The 17,915-nt window shown below is 65.8% G+C and carries 21 protein-coding genes; 2 read left to right on the top strand and 19 right to left on the bottom strand.

The window, feature by feature from the left end; translation table 11 throughout:
- Nucleotides 1–24: 24 nt before the first annotated feature.
- The 7 genes from AM2010_RS07780 to mgtE all read right to left on the bottom strand — a co-directional run bounded on the left by AM2010_RS07780 (nt 25) and on the right by mgtE (nt 6,965).
- On the bottom strand, nt 25–1,290 hold the full coding sequence (locus AM2010_RS07780) for an efflux RND transporter periplasmic adaptor subunit (RefSeq protein WP_047806590.1): 1,266 nt from the start codon (nt 1,288–1,290) through the stop codon (nt 25–27).
- Nucleotides 1,291–1,573: 283 nt separating this feature from the next.
- On the bottom strand, nt 1,574–2,170 hold the full coding sequence (locus tag AM2010_RS07775) for a TetR/AcrR family transcriptional regulator (RefSeq protein ID WP_047806589.1): 597 nt from the start codon (nt 2,168–2,170) through the stop codon (nt 1,574–1,576).
- Nucleotides 2,171–2,253: 83 nt separating this feature from the next.
- Nucleotides 2,254–2,736: a YbaK/EbsC family protein gene (locus tag AM2010_RS07770; protein WP_047806588.1), complete on the bottom strand. Its 483-nt coding sequence runs from the start codon at nt 2,734–2,736 to the stop codon at nt 2,254–2,256.
- 133 nt (nt 2,737–2,869) lie between these two features.
- Nucleotides 2,870–3,115 carry a hypothetical protein gene (locus AM2010_RS07765; RefSeq protein WP_047806587.1) on the bottom strand — a complete coding sequence of 82 codons (246 nt, stop codon included), beginning with the start codon at nt 3,113–3,115 and terminating at the stop codon, nt 2,870–2,872.
- A 68-nt stretch (nt 3,116–3,183) separates the two neighbouring features.
- Nucleotides 3,184–4,953, bottom strand: coding sequence for a methyl-accepting chemotaxis protein (locus AM2010_RS13770; RefSeq protein ID WP_053044005.1), 1,770 nt, complete (start codon nt 4,951–4,953; stop codon nt 3,184–3,186).
- 125 nt (nt 4,954–5,078) lie between these two features.
- Nucleotides 5,079–5,474, bottom strand: a complete 396-nt coding sequence (locus tag AM2010_RS07755; RefSeq protein ID WP_047806586.1) for a DUF1489 family protein — start codon at nt 5,472–5,474, stop codon at nt 5,079–5,081.
- 42 nt (nt 5,475–5,516) lie between these two features.
- Nucleotides 5,517–6,965 (bottom strand): magnesium transporter, encoded by a 1,449-nt coding sequence (gene mgtE / locus AM2010_RS07750; protein WP_047806585.1) that lies wholly within the window; start codon nt 6,963–6,965, stop codon nt 5,517–5,519.
- Between the two features lie 106 nt (nt 6,966–7,071).
- On the opposite strand from mgtE, the gene AM2010_RS07745 reads away from it, so the two are divergent.
- Nucleotides 7,072–7,536 (top strand): peptidylprolyl isomerase, encoded by a 465-nt coding sequence (locus AM2010_RS07745; RefSeq protein ID WP_047806584.1) that lies wholly within the window; start codon nt 7,072–7,074, stop codon nt 7,534–7,536.
- A gap of 6 nt (nt 7,537–7,542) precedes the next feature.
- Complete coding sequence (locus tag AM2010_RS07740; protein ID WP_047806583.1) at nt 7,543–8,460, top strand: alpha/beta hydrolase family protein; 918 nt, start codon at nt 7,543–7,545, stop codon at nt 8,458–8,460.
- A gap of 202 nt (nt 8,461–8,662) precedes the next feature.
- Here AM2010_RS07740 and AM2010_RS07735 read toward each other — a convergent pair whose 3' ends face one another.
- From AM2010_RS07735 to AM2010_RS07680, 12 genes are all read right to left on the bottom strand, one after another.
- A complete protein-coding gene (locus tag AM2010_RS07735) occupies nt 8,663–9,553 on the bottom strand; it encodes a LysR substrate-binding domain-containing protein (RefSeq protein WP_082132837.1) in 891 nt (296 codons plus the stop codon).
- Entirely contained in the window at nt 9,553–10,470 is a 918-nt protein-coding gene (locus AM2010_RS07730) for a hemolysin family protein (protein ID WP_047806582.1), read from the bottom strand. Before AM2010_RS07730 ends, AM2010_RS07735 begins: the two co-directional genes overlap by 1 nt.
- 5 nt (nt 10,471–10,475) lie before the next feature.
- Nucleotides 10,476–10,979, bottom strand: coding sequence for an rRNA maturation RNase YbeY (gene ybeY, locus AM2010_RS07725; RefSeq protein ID WP_047807803.1), 504 nt, complete (start codon nt 10,977–10,979; stop codon nt 10,476–10,478).
- A gap of 55 nt (nt 10,980–11,034) precedes the next feature.
- Nucleotides 11,035–12,063: a PhoH family protein gene (locus AM2010_RS07720; RefSeq protein ID WP_082132836.1), complete on the bottom strand. Its 1,029-nt coding sequence runs from the start codon at nt 12,061–12,063 to the stop codon at nt 11,035–11,037.
- 106 nt (nt 12,064–12,169) lie between these two features.
- Nucleotides 12,170–13,519, bottom strand: a complete 1,350-nt coding sequence (gene miaB / locus AM2010_RS07715; RefSeq protein ID WP_047806581.1) for a tRNA (N6-isopentenyl adenosine(37)-C2)-methylthiotransferase MiaB — start codon at nt 13,517–13,519, stop codon at nt 12,170–12,172.
- A gap of 50 nt (nt 13,520–13,569) precedes the next feature.
- Complete coding sequence (locus tag AM2010_RS07710; RefSeq protein ID WP_047806580.1) at nt 13,570–14,418, bottom strand: lysophospholipid acyltransferase family protein; 849 nt, start codon at nt 14,416–14,418, stop codon at nt 13,570–13,572.
- Between the two features lies 1 nt (nt 14,419).
- Nucleotides 14,420–14,851: a Fur family transcriptional regulator gene (locus AM2010_RS07705; RefSeq protein ID WP_047806579.1), complete on the bottom strand. Its 432-nt coding sequence runs from the start codon at nt 14,849–14,851 to the stop codon at nt 14,420–14,422.
- Between the two features lie 77 nt (nt 14,852–14,928).
- Complete coding sequence (locus AM2010_RS07700; protein WP_047806578.1) at nt 14,929–15,372, bottom strand: Ros/MucR family transcriptional regulator; 444 nt, start codon at nt 15,370–15,372, stop codon at nt 14,929–14,931.
- 150 nt (nt 15,373–15,522) lie between these two features.
- Nucleotides 15,523–15,978, bottom strand: a complete 456-nt coding sequence (locus tag AM2010_RS07695; protein ID WP_047806577.1) for a GNAT family N-acetyltransferase — start codon at nt 15,976–15,978, stop codon at nt 15,523–15,525.
- Entirely contained in the window at nt 15,975–16,601 is a 627-nt protein-coding gene (gene tsaB, locus AM2010_RS07690; RefSeq protein WP_047806576.1) for a tRNA (adenosine(37)-N6)-threonylcarbamoyltransferase complex dimerization subunit type 1 TsaB, read from the bottom strand. The genes AM2010_RS07695 and tsaB overlap by 4 nt, the downstream gene beginning before the upstream one ends.
- A gap of 9 nt (nt 16,602–16,610) precedes the next feature.
- Nucleotides 16,611–17,231: a malonic semialdehyde reductase gene (locus AM2010_RS07685; protein WP_047806575.1), complete on the bottom strand. Its 621-nt coding sequence runs from the start codon at nt 17,229–17,231 to the stop codon at nt 16,611–16,613.
- A 22-nt stretch (nt 17,232–17,253) separates the two neighbouring features.
- Nucleotides 17,254–17,832 carry a NifU family protein gene (locus tag AM2010_RS07680; RefSeq protein WP_047806574.1) on the bottom strand — a complete coding sequence of 193 codons (579 nt, stop codon included), beginning with the start codon at nt 17,830–17,832 and terminating at the stop codon, nt 17,254–17,256.
- Nucleotides 17,833–17,915 lie beyond the last annotated feature (83 nt).

The following is a 17,915-nucleotide window of genomic DNA, read 5'->3' as shown; positions in this document are numbered from 1 at the left end:
GGGGGCAGAGAGGGCGGGAGGCCGTTAGCCGGCGAATGTCCCTTCGCCCGGCGGGGTGCCGGCGACATCCGTGTCCGTCTTGTCCCGGGCGGGGGGAGCGATCCGCCCGTTCTTTGCGGTCACCTTGCCGCCGGGAACGGCCATCTGCGTGCCCTTGATGACGATCCGGTCATTTGCCGTCAGGCCGCTGCGGATGACCCGCAGGCCGCCGATCACCGGGCCAAGCTCGACTGCCTTGGCCACGACCGTGTCGTCCTTTCCGACCACCAGAACCAGCTTGCGCGTCTGGTCGCTTTGGATGGCAGTATCCGGCACCAGAAGCGCCATCTCGGTTCCGCCGCCGGCCATGCGCATGTTGCCGAACATGCCGGGGGCCAGAAAGTTATCGGGATTGCGCACCAGGGCCCGCGCACGGATCGTGCCGGAATCGGGGTCGAGCCCGTTGTCGGTGAAATCGAGCGTGCCGTGCCAGGCGAAGTCGGCTTCGTCCTGAAGCTTGATATCCACCTGGGTGCCCCGCTCGCGCCCTTCGCGGCGGGCTTCCAGAAACAGCCCTTCCGAACCGTTGAACGCGAAATACAGCGGGTCGGTGGCGTTGATCGTGGTCAGCAGCGTTGCCGAGGGGCCGTCACCCGCGGCGACGAGGTTGCCCGGATCGACCCGGCGATCGGAAACGCGACCGGTGAGGGGCGCCCGGACCGTGGTGAACTCGACATCCAGGCTGCGGGAACGCACCCGTGCCTGAGCAGCCGCCAGCGCAGCCCGTGCAGCTTTCACCCGTGCTTCCAGCGTGTCGATTTCGCTTTGCGCGACCGCGTCGTCTGCGATCAGCTGACGCGCGCGTTCAAGCTCGGTCCGCGCCAGCGTCAGATCGCTTTGCGCCGTGGCGACCCCGGCCTGCGCTTCGGCCAGAGCGGCGCGATAGGGGCGCGGGTCGATCGTGAACAGCGGCTGCCCCTTGCGCACGATCTCGCCATCGCGGAAATGCACCGCGACGATCTCCCCCGACACCCGCGGGCGCAGTTCGACGCTGCGGCTTGCCTCGAAGCGCCCGATGTATTCGTCCCATTCGGTCACTTCCTGCTGCAACGGGGCAGCGACGGTGACGACGGGCGGGGGCGCGACGGCGGCGGGGGCGCTGTCGCCGCGCAGCAGGAACCACGCGAGCACTCCTGCGATCAGGATCGGGCCGAACCAGGTGAGCCGCCGGCGCCAGCGCGATCTTTTGGAAGCGTCATCCTGTTCGGACGGGTCGAGTTGCGTCAGTTCGATGGGGGTGAATTCGTTCATCGGGCGGTCCTCGGATTCTGCACGCCTGCGGGTTGCGACAGGGCGCGCATGTTCGTTCCGGGAAGCGGGTCCCGGAGGCGTAAGGGGGGTGATCGGTCAGAGGCCCGGCATGCGGGCGTGCATGTCAGAAATGAATTGCGGAACAACCGCGCGGAGGCCCGTCAGCCCCCGGGCAGCAGGCCCGCTGTGTTCTGTACCGATAAGTATGTAATCGTGGGTTCAGGTCAAGCGTTAGTTTTATACCGCTCGATATATTTTCTTGCAGTGCAGCATTTTCAGGAATTTAGCGCCCGGGCCAAATCGCCAGAGCTGCCTCTGCCACCCGTTTCAGTTCGTCCCGACTCGCGCCCGAACCCGCCTGGACGGAAATTCCCTGCAGCAGCGCGAGCAGATAACGGGTCATCGCTTCGGCCTCGACCGGGATGGTGAAGTCGCCTTCGTCGATTGCGCGCTGCATCCGGTCGACGATCGCACAGCGAAACGATCGCACACGTTCGTGCACGTCGTCGCGGATGGGGGAATCCTGATTGCCGCAACTAACCGTCGCGATCACGCCCAGGCAGCCCGGGCATTCGCTGGTAATGTTGTCGATCGTGCCAGCGAACATGCGCTCAGCCACGCCGCGCGCGGTCGGCGCTTCCACGGCACTGCGCACATAGGCGAGCTTTTCTGCCTGGTAGAGATCGAGCGCGCTTTTGAACAACGCTTCCTTGTTGCCGAAGGCGGCATAAAGGCTCGGCCGGGTAATACCCATCGCGTCTGTCAGATCGGTCAGCGAAGCGCCGTCGTAACCCTTTGTCCAGAAGACGCGCAGCGCACTGGCCAGGGCAACGTCCGTATCGAATTCGCGCGGGCGACCTCTGACAGCAAGCTTTTCCATAACGTACGGTATGTAATGTCGATGTCGCAGAGTCCAGAGGGGAAGATTTCTGCCCGGGATAGAGGGGCTTGGTTCGGGGCAGGTTATCCGGGGCAGGCATCGCGCGGCAGCGGCTGCGCCGCCACGGCGGCCTGAAGCCGGGCCGGGTCGACGCCGAAGACTGCATTGGGTGCGCCTGCCGCCGCCCATACGACCGGATGATCGAGCAGGCTTGGATCCATGAACACCGGGATCGGAGTGAGATGCCCCAGCGGCGATACCCCGCCGATGGCAAATCCCGTTACCTCCCGCACCAGCTTCGGATCGGCGCGTTCGAGTTCGGCCCCGACGACGCTTTTCGCGGCCTCCGGCGCAACCCGGCGGTCGCCTGCCACCAGAAGCAGGGCCAGATCCTCGCTTCCCGATTTGCGGAAGACAAGCGACTTCACGATCTGCGCCGGGCTGCAACCGCAGGCCGCCGCTGCCTCGTCTGCAGTGCGCGTACTGTCTGGCATCGTGAGAATTTCGATATCGAGAGCCGCGTTCGATGCAGCCTCAGCCACACGCTCGATACTTTTGCTGCCCATTGCCGCCCAACCTCCGCGCTTTTCGATCCCGGCGAGAGATCGTCACGCCGCGCGGTTATGGCAAGCGGTATCCGGCGCTGCGGGCCGAATTTCTGAAGATCGCGCCAGGGTCACCGGCTCCGGCTTCGAAATCTCAGCTCTGGCGATCCTGCTGGATTGCCGCGCGTGTTTTCGGGCCCTTCTTGGCATCTTCGGCCGGATTGTCGGACCCGACCACCGGTTCGCGGTTTTCGGGATCGGTTGCGCGGGCTTCCTCGCCTCGTTTGCCGACCCGGCGATTGACTTCACCCCCGGCGGAACTTTGCTGCGACGGCGTTTCACCCTCGGTCAGTTCGTCGATCAGGTCATTATCGGGATGGCGCGACTGGCGCTCTGTCATGGCTGGTCTCCTTTCACACCACCAACGGTGTGGGGACCCCGCCTGTTCCAGAGCCGGCTCCGGCGCGATCAGGCGCGGCGGACATAGGCGAGGAAATCGTCGACCTGCCCGCGCAGCGTTTCCGCCTGGCGATGCAGCTCGCCTGCGGAAGAAAGCATCTGTTCGGCCGAGCGGTCGGTGGTGCGCACCATGCCGCGCACCCGGTCCAGGCTGACGCGAATCCGGTCGGTGCCGCGCGCCGCCAGATCGAGGTTGTGCGCCAGATCGCGACTGGCATTCCCCTGTTCCTCCACCGCCTGGGCAATGGCGGTGGCGTTGGTTTCCACGTTGCGAACGTGTTCGCCGATTTCGCGCAAGGCGCCGATGTTGGCGGTGCTAGCCTGCTGCACCGCGGTGACCTGTCCCGCGATCTCCCCGGTCGATTCACGGGTCCGCTTTGCCAGATCCTTGATCTCGTTCGCCACCACCGCGAAGCCTGCCCCGACCTGACCGGCCCGGCTGGCCTCGATCGTGGCGTTGAGCGCGAGGATGTTGGTCTGTTCCGCGATGGAATCGATCAGGCTCACGATCTCGCCGATCTGCGTCGCCGCCTGCGACAACTCACCCGTCGTCGCATCGACGGCATCGACCGATCCGCGCGAATGGCGCGCACGTTCGGCAGAACCGGCGGCCTGTTCGCCGATCTCGCGGATGGAGGATGCGAACTGGTCACCGGTCGCCGCAGCCATCGCGACGCCGCGGCTGGCTTCCTCCATCGAACCTGCCACCCCGTCCACATGGCTAGCCGCCTGTTCGGCGGATCGGGCCATGTCGCCTGCGGCCCCTTCGAGCTGTTTGGACGCAGCGGCGATCCCGCTGACCACTTCGCCCACCGTGCGCTCGAAGCGCGTGGCGAGATCGCGCAAGACCTCTGCCTGGCGGTCGCGTGCGGCCAGCTTCTCTTCGGAGCGGCGGGCGGCCTCTTCCTGCAAGACCGAAAGTTCGCGCGAACTTTCGCGGAAAACGGCGAGGGCGCGGGCCATTTCGCCGATTTCGTCGCCACGCGTCGCGCCGGGGATCGCGACCGCCTGATCGCCGGCGGCGAGGCGGCTCATCGAACCGGTAATTTCCCGGATCGCTCCGGCCACCTGCCGTACCAGAAAGCGCGCACCGACCAGCGCCAGGACCACGCACAGGGCAATCAGCGCGATCACCAGCGCGGTGAGCGTGCGGTTCAGCCCGGCGAGCCGGGTGTGCGCCTGTCGCGTGCGGCCGGCCAGGGTCGATTCCACATCGCGCGCCTGATCGGCCAGCAAGGTTCCGCTGACATCGATCGCGGCGGCCAGCCCGACTGCGCTGTCCGATGGGCCATAAGCGGTGATCGAGCTTTCCAGCGCGTCCAGTTCCGCCTCGAACCCGTCCACCTGCACATCGAGCCAGGACATCGCCTCCACATTCTCCGCACCGACATCGCCGGCCCCGTCGCGCGTTTCGATCAGCCGCTGGCGCGCGGCGGCGAGCGTCTGGCGCGCGCGGGCGATTTCTTCGGGATCGCCGGTAACCGCATAGCGGGCGGAGTGGTAGCGGCTTTCCGCGATCGCTGCGGTCAGCTCCGCTGCGGCGAGCGATCCTCTGGCCGAAACCGCTGCGTCGTCATTGCTCAGGGTAAGCTGGTAGAACGCCGCGCCCAGCAAAACGCCGAGTGCAACCAGCAGCGCGACGAAGAACAGCGCGAACAGGCGAATGCGACCGGCGATGGTCCCGGTCGCGCGGGCCCATAGCGCGCGCACTGAGCCGGCGCGCTGCAGACGGGCGGAATCGGTGGTGTCGGAGGCCCAGAGGCCTGGGGTTTTGAGCAAGGCGGGCGATCCTGATTTACAGACCGGCTCTAGCGACCGGCTTGCGGCCCCATGACTGCCCAACTTTGCCGCAGTGTGACGCTGGCGTTAACTATTCGGTCACGCCTGCCGTGCCGCGCGGCGCGTCAGACCAGCCCCAGACGGATCAGTTTGTTCATCATCTTGCCCGGCAGCACGTCGCCGTGGTCTTCCCCTTCGGGCAAGTCGCGCGGGGCATCCTCGTCCGCAAGATAGCGCCAGCCCTGGTGTGCACGTTTCGGCCGCGGTTCGACCCGGATCAGCCGGGGGGCGAGGCGGATCGTCCAGCGCCCATCGTCCTCCCGCTTCTCGAAACCGATGATCTCGCTACGCGCCACGATCGCGTGGTCCATGATCCAGTAGAGCGATCCGCCCACCATCTCCTCGTGCCGTTTGGGCAGATAGCGAGTGGTCATATGCGCTTCCGGCCCCTGTTCGACCCAGCCACGCAGGGTGTCGAGGTTCTTGGAGCGATAGGCGATCTTGGTCATGTGCAGCGGCATGGCGCCCGCGATATGGGCCTTCCTGCGCGCGGCCTCAAGCGGTCAACCGGCGATCCCGCTGGCGACCGCGAGACCGAGGAAGGCGAAAAAGCCCATCGAATCGGTGATCATGGTGACGAAAACCGAACTGGCGACCGCCGGGTCCTGTTTCAGCCGTTCGAAAATCACCGGCACCAGAACGCCGGCCAGCCCGGCGACGGCGACGTTGATCACCATCGCCACCGCGATCACCGCGCCCAGCGCAGGCGAGAAGATCGCTGCCGTTGCCGCGCCCAGCACGACAGCAACGGTCGCACCGTTGAGCAGCGCCACGCGCATTTCGCGCCACAATATCCGCCCGGTGTTCGCTTCGGTCAGCTGGTTGATCGCGATCGCGCGCACGGTGACGGCCATTGTCTGGGTGCCCGCATTGCCGCCGATACTGGCAACGATCGGCATCAGCACGGCCAGCGCGACCATCTCTTCTATCGCCGCGCCGAACATGGCGATGATGAAGCTGGCGACCAGCGCGGTGCCCAGATTGGCGATCAGCCACCGGACGCGCGCGGTATAGGCATCGCGGATCGGTTCGTTGATGTCGCCGTCGCCCGCGCCCGAAAGCAGCAGGACGTCCTCGCCCGCTTCTTCCGAGATGATGTGGACCACGTCGTCCACCGTCATCTGGCCGACCAGCCGCCCGCTGGCATCGACCACCGCGGCCGAGATCAGCGCGTATTTCTGGAACATCAGCGCGACTTCTTCCTGATCCATCGTCACCGGGATCAGCGTCTGGTCGCGCTTCATCACGTCGGTCAGCGCGACCGAACGGGGCGTGCGCAATATCCAGCTCAGCGCGCAGGACCCGACCGGATGGTGCGCGTGATCGACCACGAAGACTTCCCAGAAATCGTTCGCCAGATTGCCTTCGTCGCGCAGGAAGTCGATCAGGTCGCCCACGGTCATATGTTCGGGCACTGCCACGAAATCGCGGCTCATCAGGCGCCCGGCGGTTTCTTCCGGGTAGGCGAGCGCGCTTTCGATCGCCGCGCGATCTTCCGCATCCAGGGCATCGAGAACGGCGCGCTGTTCCGCGGGGCCGAGGTCTTCGATCAGCTGGACGGCATCGTCGGTTTCGAGCTGTTCGGCGATGGCCGCCACTGCGCCCGGCGGCAGCGCCTCCATCATGTCCTCGCGGACATAATCGTTCAGTTCGGCAATCACTTCCGAACTCATCAGGTCGGTGATTGCCGCGGCCAGTTCGCGCCGGTCGTCGCGTTCGAGCAGTTCGAGCAGGTCGGCGATGTCGGCCGGGTGCAGCGGTTCGACCAGGTCGTAGACCGCAGTGTCGTCGCCATCTTCCAGCGCGGCCCGCACCGCGCGCACGAAATCGGGTTTCAGCCGGTTTTCTTCGTCGTGGCGCTCGTCGTCCACCCGGTCATCGGGGTGCGCGCCATCCTCCGCCGGCAGCGGATCGGCCAGAATGGTCTCGTCCTCGCGCGTGTCCTCCGCCATGCTATCGCTCTACGGTCCGGACAGGCAAAAGCAAGCGCGCCGCGGGGTGACATTGTGCGCGAGCGGCCTATACCGGCGCGGAAATCGAACAGGAGACAGTTTCACCATGACCGACAAGACCCTTACCTTCACGCTCGACACCGGCGACGGGGAGGGCGGCGATGTCGTGATCAAGCTTCGGCCCGATCTCGCACCCGGACATGTCGAACGGATTACCGAACTGGCGAAGGAAGGGTTTTACGACGGGGTCGTGTTCCACCGCGTCATCCCCGGCTTCATGGCGCAGGGCGGCGATCCGACCGGCACCGGCATGGGCGGCAGCGACCGGCCCGACCTGAAGGCGGAGTTCAACAGCGAACCGCACGTGCGCGGCACCTGCTCGATGGCGCGCACCCAGGTGCCCGACAGCGCCAACAGCCAATTCTTCATCTGCTTCGACGATGCCCATTTCCTCGACGGGCAATATACCGTCTGGGGCCAGGTCGAAAGCGGGATGGAACTGATCGACGCGCTGCCCAAGGGCGAGCCCCCGCGCGAACCGGGCAAGATCGTCAAGGCAACCGTGGGCTGACAGGCGATGGCCCGTCACCTGCGGGCTCTGGTCGTCGCAGGCGCGGCAGCCATGCTACCCGCCTGCGCCACCGACCTGACCCAGGCCCGGGCCCCGTGCATTTACGAGCCGGGCGGCTGGTGCGGCTTCACCCGCACGCTGGCCGGCGAAAGCTGGCCTTATGCCCAACTGGCCAACAACAGTTACAAGGATGACGAGGAATTCCCGCATCCGCCCGCCGGTTTCGAACAGGTGGGCCCCGCGCACGAGGGGGATGCTGGATACGCCTACGTCATTTACGACCGGTTCGCGCCTGGCGACAGTGACGGCGGCGGGGCGCGCAAGCTGGCCGAGCGCGTGATCGCCTATCGCGGCACCGAAATGGACAGTTTCGACGATTGGGTGTTCGGCAATATCAGGGCGCGCCACAACGATCGCGGCTGGGACACGTATGCCGAACAGCGCAAGACGCTCGACGCGCAGGGTCTGGACGCTGTGCCGATCACGCTGACCGGCCATTCGCTGGGCGGTGCGATCGCCACTTATGTCGCCCTGCGCGAACCGCGCGCGCGGTCGTATTCCTTCAACCCGTCACCCCGGTTTTCCGCGCCGGAAGAACCAGCCAGCAACCGGCGCCTGGCCGTTTCCGAGCGGGGGGAGGCGCTTCGCGGATTGCCCACGGGCAGCGCGATGTTCCTGCAGGACATGCTGGTCGTGAACTGCCGCCCGCGCGGCGCGCCGTGGAAAGACCATTCGGTTCGCAAGCTGGCCGAATGTCTGACCTGGATCGCGGCCTATGACGATGGCGAAGCACTGTCGTCTCTGGGCGCCAACGCCATTGCGAAGCCGCCGATCGAATGCGGCCCGGCGGACAAGGCGCACCCCGGCACAGACGGCCAGCAGCAGGGCGCATGCCGGCACAAACGGCGGATCGGTGAGGATTGAGCGGCTTCCCGGCTCGCGGTGGACGGAAGAGTCGCTCAGCGTCTTTGTGTGAATGACGATTGTGCCTGACAGCCTGAGGTCCCAGCATTTGCTGGGACACCGCATATTTGCACCGCCGATCCCCAGCGAAGGCCGGGGTCTCCGGCCACAGGCGCGATCCGAGTGGCGCGTACGCGAAATTACCCGCAGGCCCGAAGCGAACCTAAAGCTCGGCCTTCACCAGCCAGTCGTGGAACAGGCGCACGGGTCGTTCCTCCAGCGCGGCGGGCTTGCACACGAACCAGTAGCTGTAAGGGCTTTCCACTTCGACATCGTAGAGGTTGGTGAGCCGCCGGTCGGTCGCGCGGCGGAAGTGGTCGTCATGCATGATCGCGATGCCCAGCCCCTGGGCGGCAGCTTCCAGGATGAGCTGGCCGGAATCGTAATGGTCGATCGCCGCCGGTTCCAGATCGTCGAGGTCGAGAGCGCGCTTCCACGCTTCGAAACTGGCGGGCAGTTCGGTGTGAACGAGGAAGGTCTGCTTCGCCAGTCGGTCAATGTCGACCGTCTCGCCCAGCTCGTCGGCCAGTTCCTGCCGGCAGATCGCGTGGACCTTGTTGTAATCCAGCCGCACGGCGTGCAGCGACCGGTCGGGGCCGCGCGACAGGATAATCGCTGCGTCCAGCGTATCGCCGACCCGCGTTTCGAGATGCGGCCCGGTGTCGATATCGATGTGCAGCCGGGGATGGAGCTTGCGCAGCTCCGTCAGCCGCGGAAACAGCCGTTGGGTCCCGAACAGGGGCAGGACGCCCAGATGCAGGCGCAGCAGCGAAAGGTTTTCCGACTGCCCTTCCACCGCGCGCGCCAGTGCCTCGAAATGCGGGCTCACTGCGTCGTAGAACTGATGCCCCTCGTCGGTCAGTTGCATGGACTGGCGGGCGCGGGTGAACAGCTTCTTGCCGACGAATTCTTCCAGATTGCCGATCCTGCGCGACAGGGCGGAAGGGCTGAGGCCGATTTCCTCCGCCGCGGCGCGGGCCGATCCCAGCCGCACCGTGCGCATGAAGGCTTCGAGCGCGCGCAGCGGCGGCAGGCGGCGGGTCGGCTTGGGCATCAGTCTTCGGCCGACATGTCTTCGGGCGGGTGCAGGCGCAGGCGGGTGACATGGGTGGCATCGCCGGCGGTCACCTCGATCCGCCAGCCGCTGGGATGGCGCACGACCGTTCCCACCGGCGGCACCTGTTCGGCCAGGATGAAGGTCAGGCCGCCCAGGGTATCGACCGATTCCTCGACTTCGGCGAGGCGCGCGTCGACCTGCTTGGCCACATCCTCCAGCTCCGCCCGCGCGTCGCAGTCCCACATCCCCTCACCAATGGGGACGATCCACTGCTCGGGCGTCTCGTCGTGCTCGTCCTCGATCTCGCCGACGATTTCCTCCACCAGATCCTCAATCGTGATGATCCCGTCGGTGCCTGAAAATTCGTCCACCACCACCGCCAGATGGGTGCGCTGGGCGCGCATGTCGGCCAGCACGTCCAGCGCCCCGCGCGCCTGCGGCACGTAGAGCGGCTGACGCATCAGCACGGTCCAGTCGTCGGGCGGAGGCTTGCCCTGCGCCAGATAGGGGAACACGTCCTTGATGTGGATCATCCCGATCACATCGTCGAGCGTGTCGCGATAGACTGGCATCCGCGAATGGCCGTTTTCGGAAAAGGTCGCGACCAGCGCGTCCCATTCGATCGTCGCCTCCACCGCGACGATCTCGCCCCGCGGCACGGCCATGTCGTCGGCATCGTGTTCGCTGAAATGCAGGATGTTGCGCAGCATCTGCCGCTCGACCGAGGACAGGTCGCCATCGGTGCGGGTATCTTCCCCCCCGTTGGCGGTTTCCTCGTCCTCGTGCTCGTCGATTGCTTCCTCCAGCTGCTCGCGCAGCGATCGGTCGCTCTCGCCATCGAAGAATCTGCGGATCGCGTGCCAAAGCCCGCTTCTACTGTCCACATCTCCGGCTGAATTTTCGGAATCGGGCATGGCCCTTAAGCGTGCTCCTGGTTGTCCCGGTCGCCATATGGGTCCGGCAGACCCAGAATCGCAAGCGCCTTTATTTCCAGCGCCTCCATTGCGTCGGCGTCGCGGTCGGAAATCTCGTGGTCGTAGCCTGCCAGATGCAGCATTCCGTGCACCAGCAGATGGGCGGTGTGGTTCTCGGTCGCGATCCCCTTTTCCGCCGCCTCGCGCCGGCAGGTTTCCCAGGCCAGGGCAAGATCGCCCAGCATTTCCGGCCCGCCTTCGGGCGCCAGGCCGGTCAGCTCGTCGCGCAGGAGCATGGGGAAGGACAGGACATTGGTGGGCTTGTCCTTCGTGCGCCATTCACGGTTCAGCCGCTGCACGTCGTCGTCCACGGTGAACAGCACGCTTGCGGTCAGCCGCGGATTGGCAAGTTCGGGCGCGACCTTTTCCGCCGCTTCGGCAGCGCGATACGACAGATCGGCCCAGTCGCAGGTGGCCGGCCACCCGTCGATCTCGATATCGAGGTCCATCAGCGCGCCGCCTTTCGTGTGCACCGGCCGGCCATCGCGCGCCGTCGTTCCGCGCTCATGCGTCCGGCCCTTCGTACGCCTCGACGATCCGGCCCACGATCGGGTGGCGCACGACGTCGGCGGAGGTGAAGCGGCTGACCGCGACGCCTTCCACCCCTTCCAGCCGCGCAACCGCATCGGGCAGGCCGCTGGTCGCGTCGCCGCCGGGAATGTCGACCTGCTTGGGATCGCCGCACACGACCATGCGGCTGTTCTGCCCGAAGCGGGTGAGGAACATCTTCATCTGTTCGCGCGTGGTGTTCTGCGCCTCGTCCAGGATCACGAAAGCATCGGCCAGGGTGCGCCCGCGCATGAAGGCGATCGGGGCGACTTCGATCACGCCCGACATCAGGTGCCGCTCGACCTGTTCGGGCGGCATGCAGTCGTACAGCGCATCGTAGAGCGGGCGCAGGTAAGGATCGACTTTTTCCTTCATGTCGCCGGGAAGGAAGCCGATCCGTTCGCCTGCCTCGACCGCCGGGCGGCTGAGGATCAGGCGCTGGACATTGCCGGTGATCAGCTGGCTGACCGCCTGTGCGACCGCGAGATAGGTCTTGCCCGTGCCGGCCGGGCCGAGGGCAAAGATGATCTCGTCCCGCGCGAGCTGGCGCATATAGGGAATCTGCCCGGCAGAACGGGGCACGATCGTCTTGCGCCGGGTGCGGATCATGATCGGCGGACCGTCGCTGTCGCCCGAGATGATCCCTTCCAGCGTCGGTTCGTTCGACATCGCGACCAGCGATTCGATGGCCCCGGTGTCCAGTTCCTCCCCACGCGCGAGCCGGCTGTACATCGCCTGCAGAACATCGCGCGCGCGGGCGACCGAATCTTCGGGCCCTTCGATCAGGACCTGATCGCCGCGCGCGGAAATGAGGACGCCCAGCCGGTTTTCCACCTGCACCAGATTCGCATCGAACTGGCCGAACAGGGGCACGAGGAGCGACTGATCCTCGAAACTCAACTCGGTTCGGGCCCGCCGCGTCTCCCGCTGCGGGCTGGGCGGCGGCGAGATCGGCCGGTCGGCGCTATGCGGTCTTCGTCCCATGCAATCCTTTCGTCGCTACCCCGAATCTAGATCGCAACGCGCGGGAGGCAAGCTTGGTGCCTATACGCGACAGTGGATTGTTATCGAACTGTAGTGAAAGGGGGACTCACGTGGCGGTCGTCGCAGGCGTGCGCAACCTGCCCGCCAGCGAGTTGGGGCCGGCTTCGACGAGTTCGGCCTGGACCAGATCGCCGATTGCCGCTTCGCCTTCGAACCAGACCGATTGCAGCCAGGGCGACTTGCCCAGCCACTGGCCGGGGTGCTTGCCCTTGCGTTCGACAAGAACCTCGCACGTGCGACCGACGGAGGCGTGATTGAAGGCGAGCTGGTCGCGGTTGAGCGCGGCCTGGAGCCGTTGCAGCCGTTCGTCCATCACTTCGCGCGGCACTTGCCCGTCCATCGTCGCGGCGGGCGTGCCGGGGCGGGGCGAATACTTGAAGCTGAACGCCTGAGCATAGCCGACGGCACCGACCAGTTGCAGCGTCTCTTCGAACTCGGCGTCGGTTTCGCCCGGGAAGCCGACGATGAAATCGCCCGACAGCGCCAGATCGGGCCGCGCGGCGCGGAAGCGGTCGAGCAGCTTCAGATAACTTTCCGCCGTGTGGCTGCGGTTCATCGCCTTGAGCACCCGGTCGCTGCCCGCCTGGACCGGCAGGTGGAGGAACGGCATCAGCTTGTCGATTTCCCCATGCGCGGCGATCAGCGCGTCGTCCATGTCGGCCGGGTGGCTGGTGGTGTAGCGAATGCGGGCAAGACCGTCGATTTCGGCCAGGTCGCGGATCAGCCCGGCCAGCCCGACCGTGTGGCCGCGCGCATCCTCCCCACTCCAGGCCGAAACGTTCTGGCCCAGCAGGGTGATCTCGCGCGCGCCGGCTTCGACCAGCTTGTGCGCTTCGGCCACCAAATCGCGGTAGGGGCGGGAGATTTCCGCGCCACGCGTATAGGGCACGACGCAATAAGTGCAGAACTTGTCGCATCCTTCCTGCACCGTCAGGAAGGCGGCAGGCGGGCTGGTGCGGCGCGCGGGGAGGGCATCGAACTTGGCGATCGGCGGCATGTCGGTGTCGGTCGCGCGCTCGCCGGCGACCGCGCGATCGATCATCGCGGGCAGGCGGTGATAGGCCTGGGGCCCGACCACCATGCTCACCGCCGGGGCGCGCGCCATGATTTCCTCGCCTTCCGCCTGGGCGACGCAGCCGGCGACGGCGATCAGCGGCTTGCGCCCGCGCGCCTCGCCCGCCTTGGCCAGCCGGCCGATGTCGGAATAGACCTTCTCTGCCGCTTTCTCGCGGATATGGCAGGTGTTGAGGACGACCAGATCGGCCTCCTCACCCTCGGGCGCGGGGGTGATCCCTTTCTCGGCCAGCAGTTCGGCCATGCGGTCGCCGTCATAGACGTTCATCTGGCAGCCGAAGCTCTTGACCCTGTAGGTCCGGGGAGGGGCACTCGGTCGCATGGCGCGCGCCTATAGCTTAGGCAGGGGCGCTTTGGAACTGTTCGCCGCGGTCAGTCGCGCGGGGCATTGTAGCGCACCGGAACGACATCGTGGCGGAACTCGCGCAGCGGTTCCCCCAGCTCGGTCAGCAGGGCGGCCTCGATCGCGGCGCGGGCGCGGGCACCGATCGCCTTGCGCCCGCGGAATTCCTCGGGACTGAAAGGTTCCAGATAATGCAGCCGGACCGGGAAAGTGCCCTTGCGCGCGAGGATGCGGCGTGCGTTGTTGAGTCCGCCTTCATCGCCGATCCAGCCGATTTCCTCCGCAATCTCGCCATAGTCGATCAGCACCGGCTGCACGAGCACGCCGGGCGGCGGCGGTTCGAGCACGCTGAGCATCGACGTCTTGAACGGCAGCAGCGATCGCCCATCGGTGGTCGTCCCTTCGGGGAAGACGGTGACCGACCAGTTATCCTGCAGCGCCTCACGCAGGGCGTTGATCTGTTCGGCCACGCCCAGACGGTTTTCGCGCTGAACGAACACAGTGCGGTTCAGCTTGCTGAGCCAGCCGATCACGGGCGCCCGGCTGAGCTCGTGCTTGGCCACGAAAGCCGTTCCGCTGGCGCCTGCAAGGGAAAGGATGTCGATCCACGAAACGTGGTTGGCGATAAAGAACACGTCGCGGCGCAGCGGCACGCCGATCTTCTGCACCCGCGCCCCCGCGATCCGTGCCGCCAGGCCCAGAAACAGGCGGGGGAAGGGCGATCCGTACACGAACAGGCGATAGAGATAGTGCAGCGGAACGCAGATCAGCAGCGCCAGCAACAACGCCGCCACCCGCGCTGTCAGGCGCAGCCATCCGGCAATCGAAATCGGGGTGCTTTCTCCGCGCGCCGCGGCCTCGCGCAGCGCCGGGTCCATATCAGTCCGCCTTGTCGCCGCGGTCCAGCTTCACGCCGTAGAGTTCCATCCGGTGATCGACGAGGCGATAGCCAAGCCGTTCGGCGATGACTTTCTGCAGCGCCTCCAGCTCGGGATCGACGAATTCGACGACTTTGCCGCTTTCCACGTCGATCAGGTGATCGTGATGCGCCTCGGGCGCGGCCTCGTACCGGGCGCGACCGTCGCCGAAATCGTGCCGGTCGAGGATGCCCGCTTCTTCGAACAGGCGCACGGTGCGGTAAACCGTGGCGATCGAAATCTTCGGATCGATTGCCGAAGCGCGCTGATGCAGCTGTTCGACATCGGGATGGTCTTCGCTTTCGGACAGGACCCGGGCGATGACGCGCCGCTGTTCGGTGATGCGCAGTCCGCGGTCGGCGCACAGTTGTTCAAGATCGATCCGCTGGGACACGGTATACCCTTAAAAAAGAAAATGCCCGGTTGCCTTAACGGCACCGGGCATTCTTCTCAAGCGTGGGCTATGCCGCTTTATTCGGCGACCTTTTTCCGGCGACCCCGCTTCTGGCCGGGTTTGCGGCCGAGGCCGATCTTCTTGGCCAGCTCGCGGCGCTTTTCCGCGTAGTTGGGGGCCACCATCGGATAATCGGCGGGCAGGTTCCAGCGCGCGCGATATTCTTCCGGCGACATATCGAAGTTGGTCCGCAGGTAGCGCTTGAGCATTTTCAGCTTCTTGCCGTCTTCCAGGCAGACGATGTAATCCGGCTTGACCGAGGCGCGGATCGAAACCGCCGGTTCCGGCGGAGCTTCTTCCTGAACTTCGGCTTCGCCAAGGCTGGCGAGGGCACCGTATACGTTGGAAATCAGCGACGGTACGTCGTCGACCGACACGCTGTTGTTGCTTACATGCGCTGCGACAATGTCGGATGTCAGCGTAATCAGCGTCTCCGCCATGTCGTTTTCGATATTGTCCATTTCTTCCTCACACAGACCAATTGGCCCAAATTGTACTTATTCGCCCCCCGTGGCTTACACCACGGCGCGCCGCATGGACCGTTAAAGTCCAAAACTCAATACTTGTTCTGTAAAATGTTACCTTCGATCAAAAATGCATCAAGTCATGCATTATAGTTCACGGCCAAATGTAATCGCGTCACGGAAATGCCCGTCCGGCATACGGTAGTAAGCCTTGCGCCGGCCGATCGGTTCAAATCCCATGCGCGAATAGAGCGCCAGAGCCGGGTTATTGTCGCGCATTTCGAGAAACATTCGCTCCGCGCCGCGTGCGCGTGCAGCCTCCAGCGCACGGGCAAGCAGCGCGGCGCCGATGCCGCAGCCACGACTTTCGGGGCGCACCGCGATCAGCAGCAGTTCTTCTTCCCCCGGTGCGTGGCGGGTTAGGGTGAAACCTGCCGCGTCCTCGCCCTCGGCCGGGATTGCTCCGGCAGCGTCGGCGAAGGCGTAGTGGGTGGTGGGCAGGACCAGCGAATCGCCCACCTGACGCCGGGTCCAGGCTTCGCCCCAGGCCGGATCGAACGCGGCGTCCATGACCGCCATGATGCGATCGAGATCATCGTTCACTTTGCCCCTCCTGCCGCGGCGGGCCGCGCGTCGGGCGCGCGGCCATACACCGGTCGCACGTCGGCGAGCAGCGCGGCGGCGGGGATGTCGCGCACATAGCGGGCATCGGGGTGGAGGGGGATCGCGTCGCCTGTGCCGCGCAGCGCGACCAGCGCTTGCGCCTGCGTGCCGCCAACCAGCGGTGCGTCGATCGCCTCTGCCGCCTGTTGCGGGGGCAGGGAACGTGCGTCGCCCAGACCGGTGCCGTCAGCGGCGAATTGCTGCACGAACCATTCGCCGTGCCCGCCGGTGGTGCAGACGGCGAGAGGCTGGCCTGGCCGGTCGGCGCGCATGACCGCGGCGATCAGGGCCAGCGTCGGGTATCCGGCGACATCTGCGCCCCAGGCGTAGCCCAACGCCCGCGCGGTCGCGATGCCGATGCGCACGCCGGTGAAGCTGCCGGGGCCGAGCGAGACGAGGATTCGCGCCGCCTTGCCGCGATCGGGCAGGTCGGCGATCATCGGCACCAGCCGTTCGGCATGGCCGCGCCCCAGCACGCGATGATCGTGCGCAAGCAGATCGTCGCCTGCGAAAAGCGCGACCGAACAAGCTTCGGTCGCGCATTCGATCGCCAGGGTTCGCATGGCCGGCCGTCAGGCGATGGTGCAGAACGTTTCGAAATCGGGGCGCGGGCTGCGGTCGAAGATCGTCGACGCATCGCCATATCCGATTCCGCAGATGAAATTGCTGCGCACGCGGGGGCCGAACTTGGGGTCGCCGGCGAAGAACGCCTCGTCCACCGCATCGTTGTCGAACCCCGACATCGGCCCGCAGTCGAGACCCAGCGACCGGGCGGCAAGCATCAGATAGGCGCCCTGGAGCGAGGAATTGCGGAAGGCGTGGCTGCGCCGGCCGTCCTCGTCGTCTGCAAACCAGCTTTTCGCATCGGTATGCGGGAACAGCCAAGGCAGGTTCTCGTGGAAATCGATGTCGTAACCGACGATCGCGACGACCGGCGCGGTCTCGATCTTCTTGCGGTTCCCTTCCATCGCGAGGGCGGAAAGCTTCGCCTTCGCTTCGGTCGATTTGGCCCAAACGATCCGCGCGGGCTGCATGTTGGCCGAAGTCGGCCCCATCTTCATCAGCGCGTGGATCGCTTCGATCTGTTCGTCGGACACCGGCTTGTCGAGCCAGCCGTTATAGCTGCGCGCTTCGCGGAAAAGCTGGTCCAGCGCGTCTGTCGACAGCGCGTGGCCGTGGTACTGTTTAGTCATCGTCATTCCCCCGTGGTTGCGGTCAGGCCGCGCGAACCTCGGTCACTTCGGGCACGTAATGCTTCAGCAGGCCTTCGATGCCGTGCTTGAGCGTCGCGGTCGAGCTGGGGCAGCCCGAACAGGCGCCCTGGAGCTGCAGATAGACGATCCCGTCGCGGAACCCGCGATACTGGATGTCGCCCCCGTCGCCGGCCACTGCCGGGCGGACGCGGGTTTCGAGCAGCTCGTTGATCTGTGCGACGACATCGGCGTTGGCCGGATCTTCCTCCACCAGCATCGCGTCTTCGCCGGGCACTGCGATACCGGCGGCGTCACCGCCGGCGAACAGCGGGGCTTCGGACACGAAATGGTCGAGAAGGATAGAAACCACCTGCGGCTTGAGCGCGCTCCATTCGACGCCCGGTGCGGCGGTCACGGCGATGAAATCGCTGCCGAAGAACACATTGGTTACTTCGCCGGTGTCGAAGATCGCCTGCGCCAGCGGGCTCGCCTCTGCCGCTTCGGGGTTGGGGAATTCGCGCGTGCCCGAAGGCATGACCTGACGGCCCGGCATGAACTTCAGGCTGGCGGGATTGGGCGTGGTTTCTGTCTCTATGAACATGGGGGCGATGTAGGGTGGAGATGGGGCATGAACAAGGCCGCGATCGGGGACAGTGCGCATTCACTATCCCTTCAGGCCCCGGG

The organism is Pelagerythrobacter marensis (assembly GCF_001028625.1).
GTDB classification, from domain to species: domain Bacteria; phylum Pseudomonadota; class Alphaproteobacteria; order Sphingomonadales; family Sphingomonadaceae; genus Pelagerythrobacter; species Pelagerythrobacter marensis.
This window is presented reverse-complemented; position numbering and strand designations above follow the sequence as displayed.

What these genes read in the sequence shown, in the direction of transcription:
- AM2010_RS07780 (WP_047806590.1), bottom strand. Translation starts at nt 1,290, where the DNA reads ATGAACGAATTCACCCCCATCGAACTGACGCAACTCGACCCGTCCGAA.
- AM2010_RS07775 (WP_047806589.1), bottom strand. Translation starts at nt 2,170, where the DNA reads ATGGAAAAGCTTGCTGTCAGAGGTCGCCCGCGCGAATTCGATACGGAC.
- AM2010_RS07770 (WP_047806588.1), bottom strand. Translation starts at nt 2,736, where the DNA reads ATGGGCAGCAAAAGTATCGAGCGTGTGGCTGAGGCTGCATCGAACGCG.
- AM2010_RS07765 (WP_047806587.1), bottom strand. Translation starts at nt 3,115, where the DNA reads ATGACAGAGCGCCAGTCGCGCCATCCCGATAATGACCTGATCGACGAA.
- AM2010_RS07755 (WP_047806586.1), bottom strand. Translation starts at nt 5,474, where the DNA reads ATGCCGCTGCACATGACCAAGATCGCCTATCGCTCCAAGAACCTCGAC.
- mgtE (WP_047806585.1), bottom strand. Translation starts at nt 6,965, where the DNA reads ATGGCGGAGGACACGCGCGAGGACGAGACCATTCTGGCCGATCCGCTG.
- AM2010_RS07745 (WP_047806584.1), top strand. Translation starts at nt 7,072, where the DNA reads ATGACCGACAAGACCCTTACCTTCACGCTCGACACCGGCGACGGGGAG.
- AM2010_RS07740 (WP_047806583.1), top strand. Translation starts at nt 7,543, where the DNA reads ATGGCCCGTCACCTGCGGGCTCTGGTCGTCGCAGGCGCGGCAGCCATG.
- AM2010_RS07735 (WP_082132837.1), bottom strand. Translation starts at nt 9,553, where the DNA reads ATGCCCAAGCCGACCCGCCGCCTGCCGCCGCTGCGCGCGCTCGAAGCC.
- AM2010_RS07730 (WP_047806582.1), bottom strand. Translation starts at nt 10,470, where the DNA reads ATGCCCGATTCCGAAAATTCAGCCGGAGATGTGGACAGTAGAAGCGGG.
- ybeY (WP_047807803.1), bottom strand. Translation starts at nt 10,979, where the DNA reads ATGGACCTCGATATCGAGATCGACGGGTGGCCGGCCACCTGCGACTGG.
- AM2010_RS07720 (WP_082132836.1), bottom strand. Translation starts at nt 12,063, where the DNA reads ATGGGACGAAGACCGCATAGCGCCGACCGGCCGATCTCGCCGCCGCCC.
- miaB (WP_047806581.1), bottom strand. Translation starts at nt 13,519, where the DNA reads ATGCGACCGAGTGCCCCTCCCCGGACCTACAGGGTCAAGAGCTTCGGC.
- AM2010_RS07710 (WP_047806580.1), bottom strand. Translation starts at nt 14,418, where the DNA reads ATGGACCCGGCGCTGCGCGAGGCCGCGGCGCGCGGAGAAAGCACCCCG.
- AM2010_RS07700 (WP_047806578.1), bottom strand. Translation starts at nt 15,372, where the DNA reads ATGGACAATATCGAAAACGACATGGCGGAGACGCTGATTACGCTGACA.
- tsaB (WP_047806576.1), bottom strand. Translation starts at nt 16,601, where the DNA reads ATGCGAACCCTGGCGATCGAATGCGCGACCGAAGCTTGTTCGGTCGCG.
- AM2010_RS07685 (WP_047806575.1), bottom strand. Translation starts at nt 17,231, where the DNA reads ATGACTAAACAGTACCACGGCCACGCGCTGTCGACAGACGCGCTGGAC.
- AM2010_RS07680 (WP_047806574.1), bottom strand. Translation starts at nt 17,832, where the DNA reads ATGTTCATAGAGACAGAAACCACGCCCAATCCCGCCAGCCTGAAGTTC.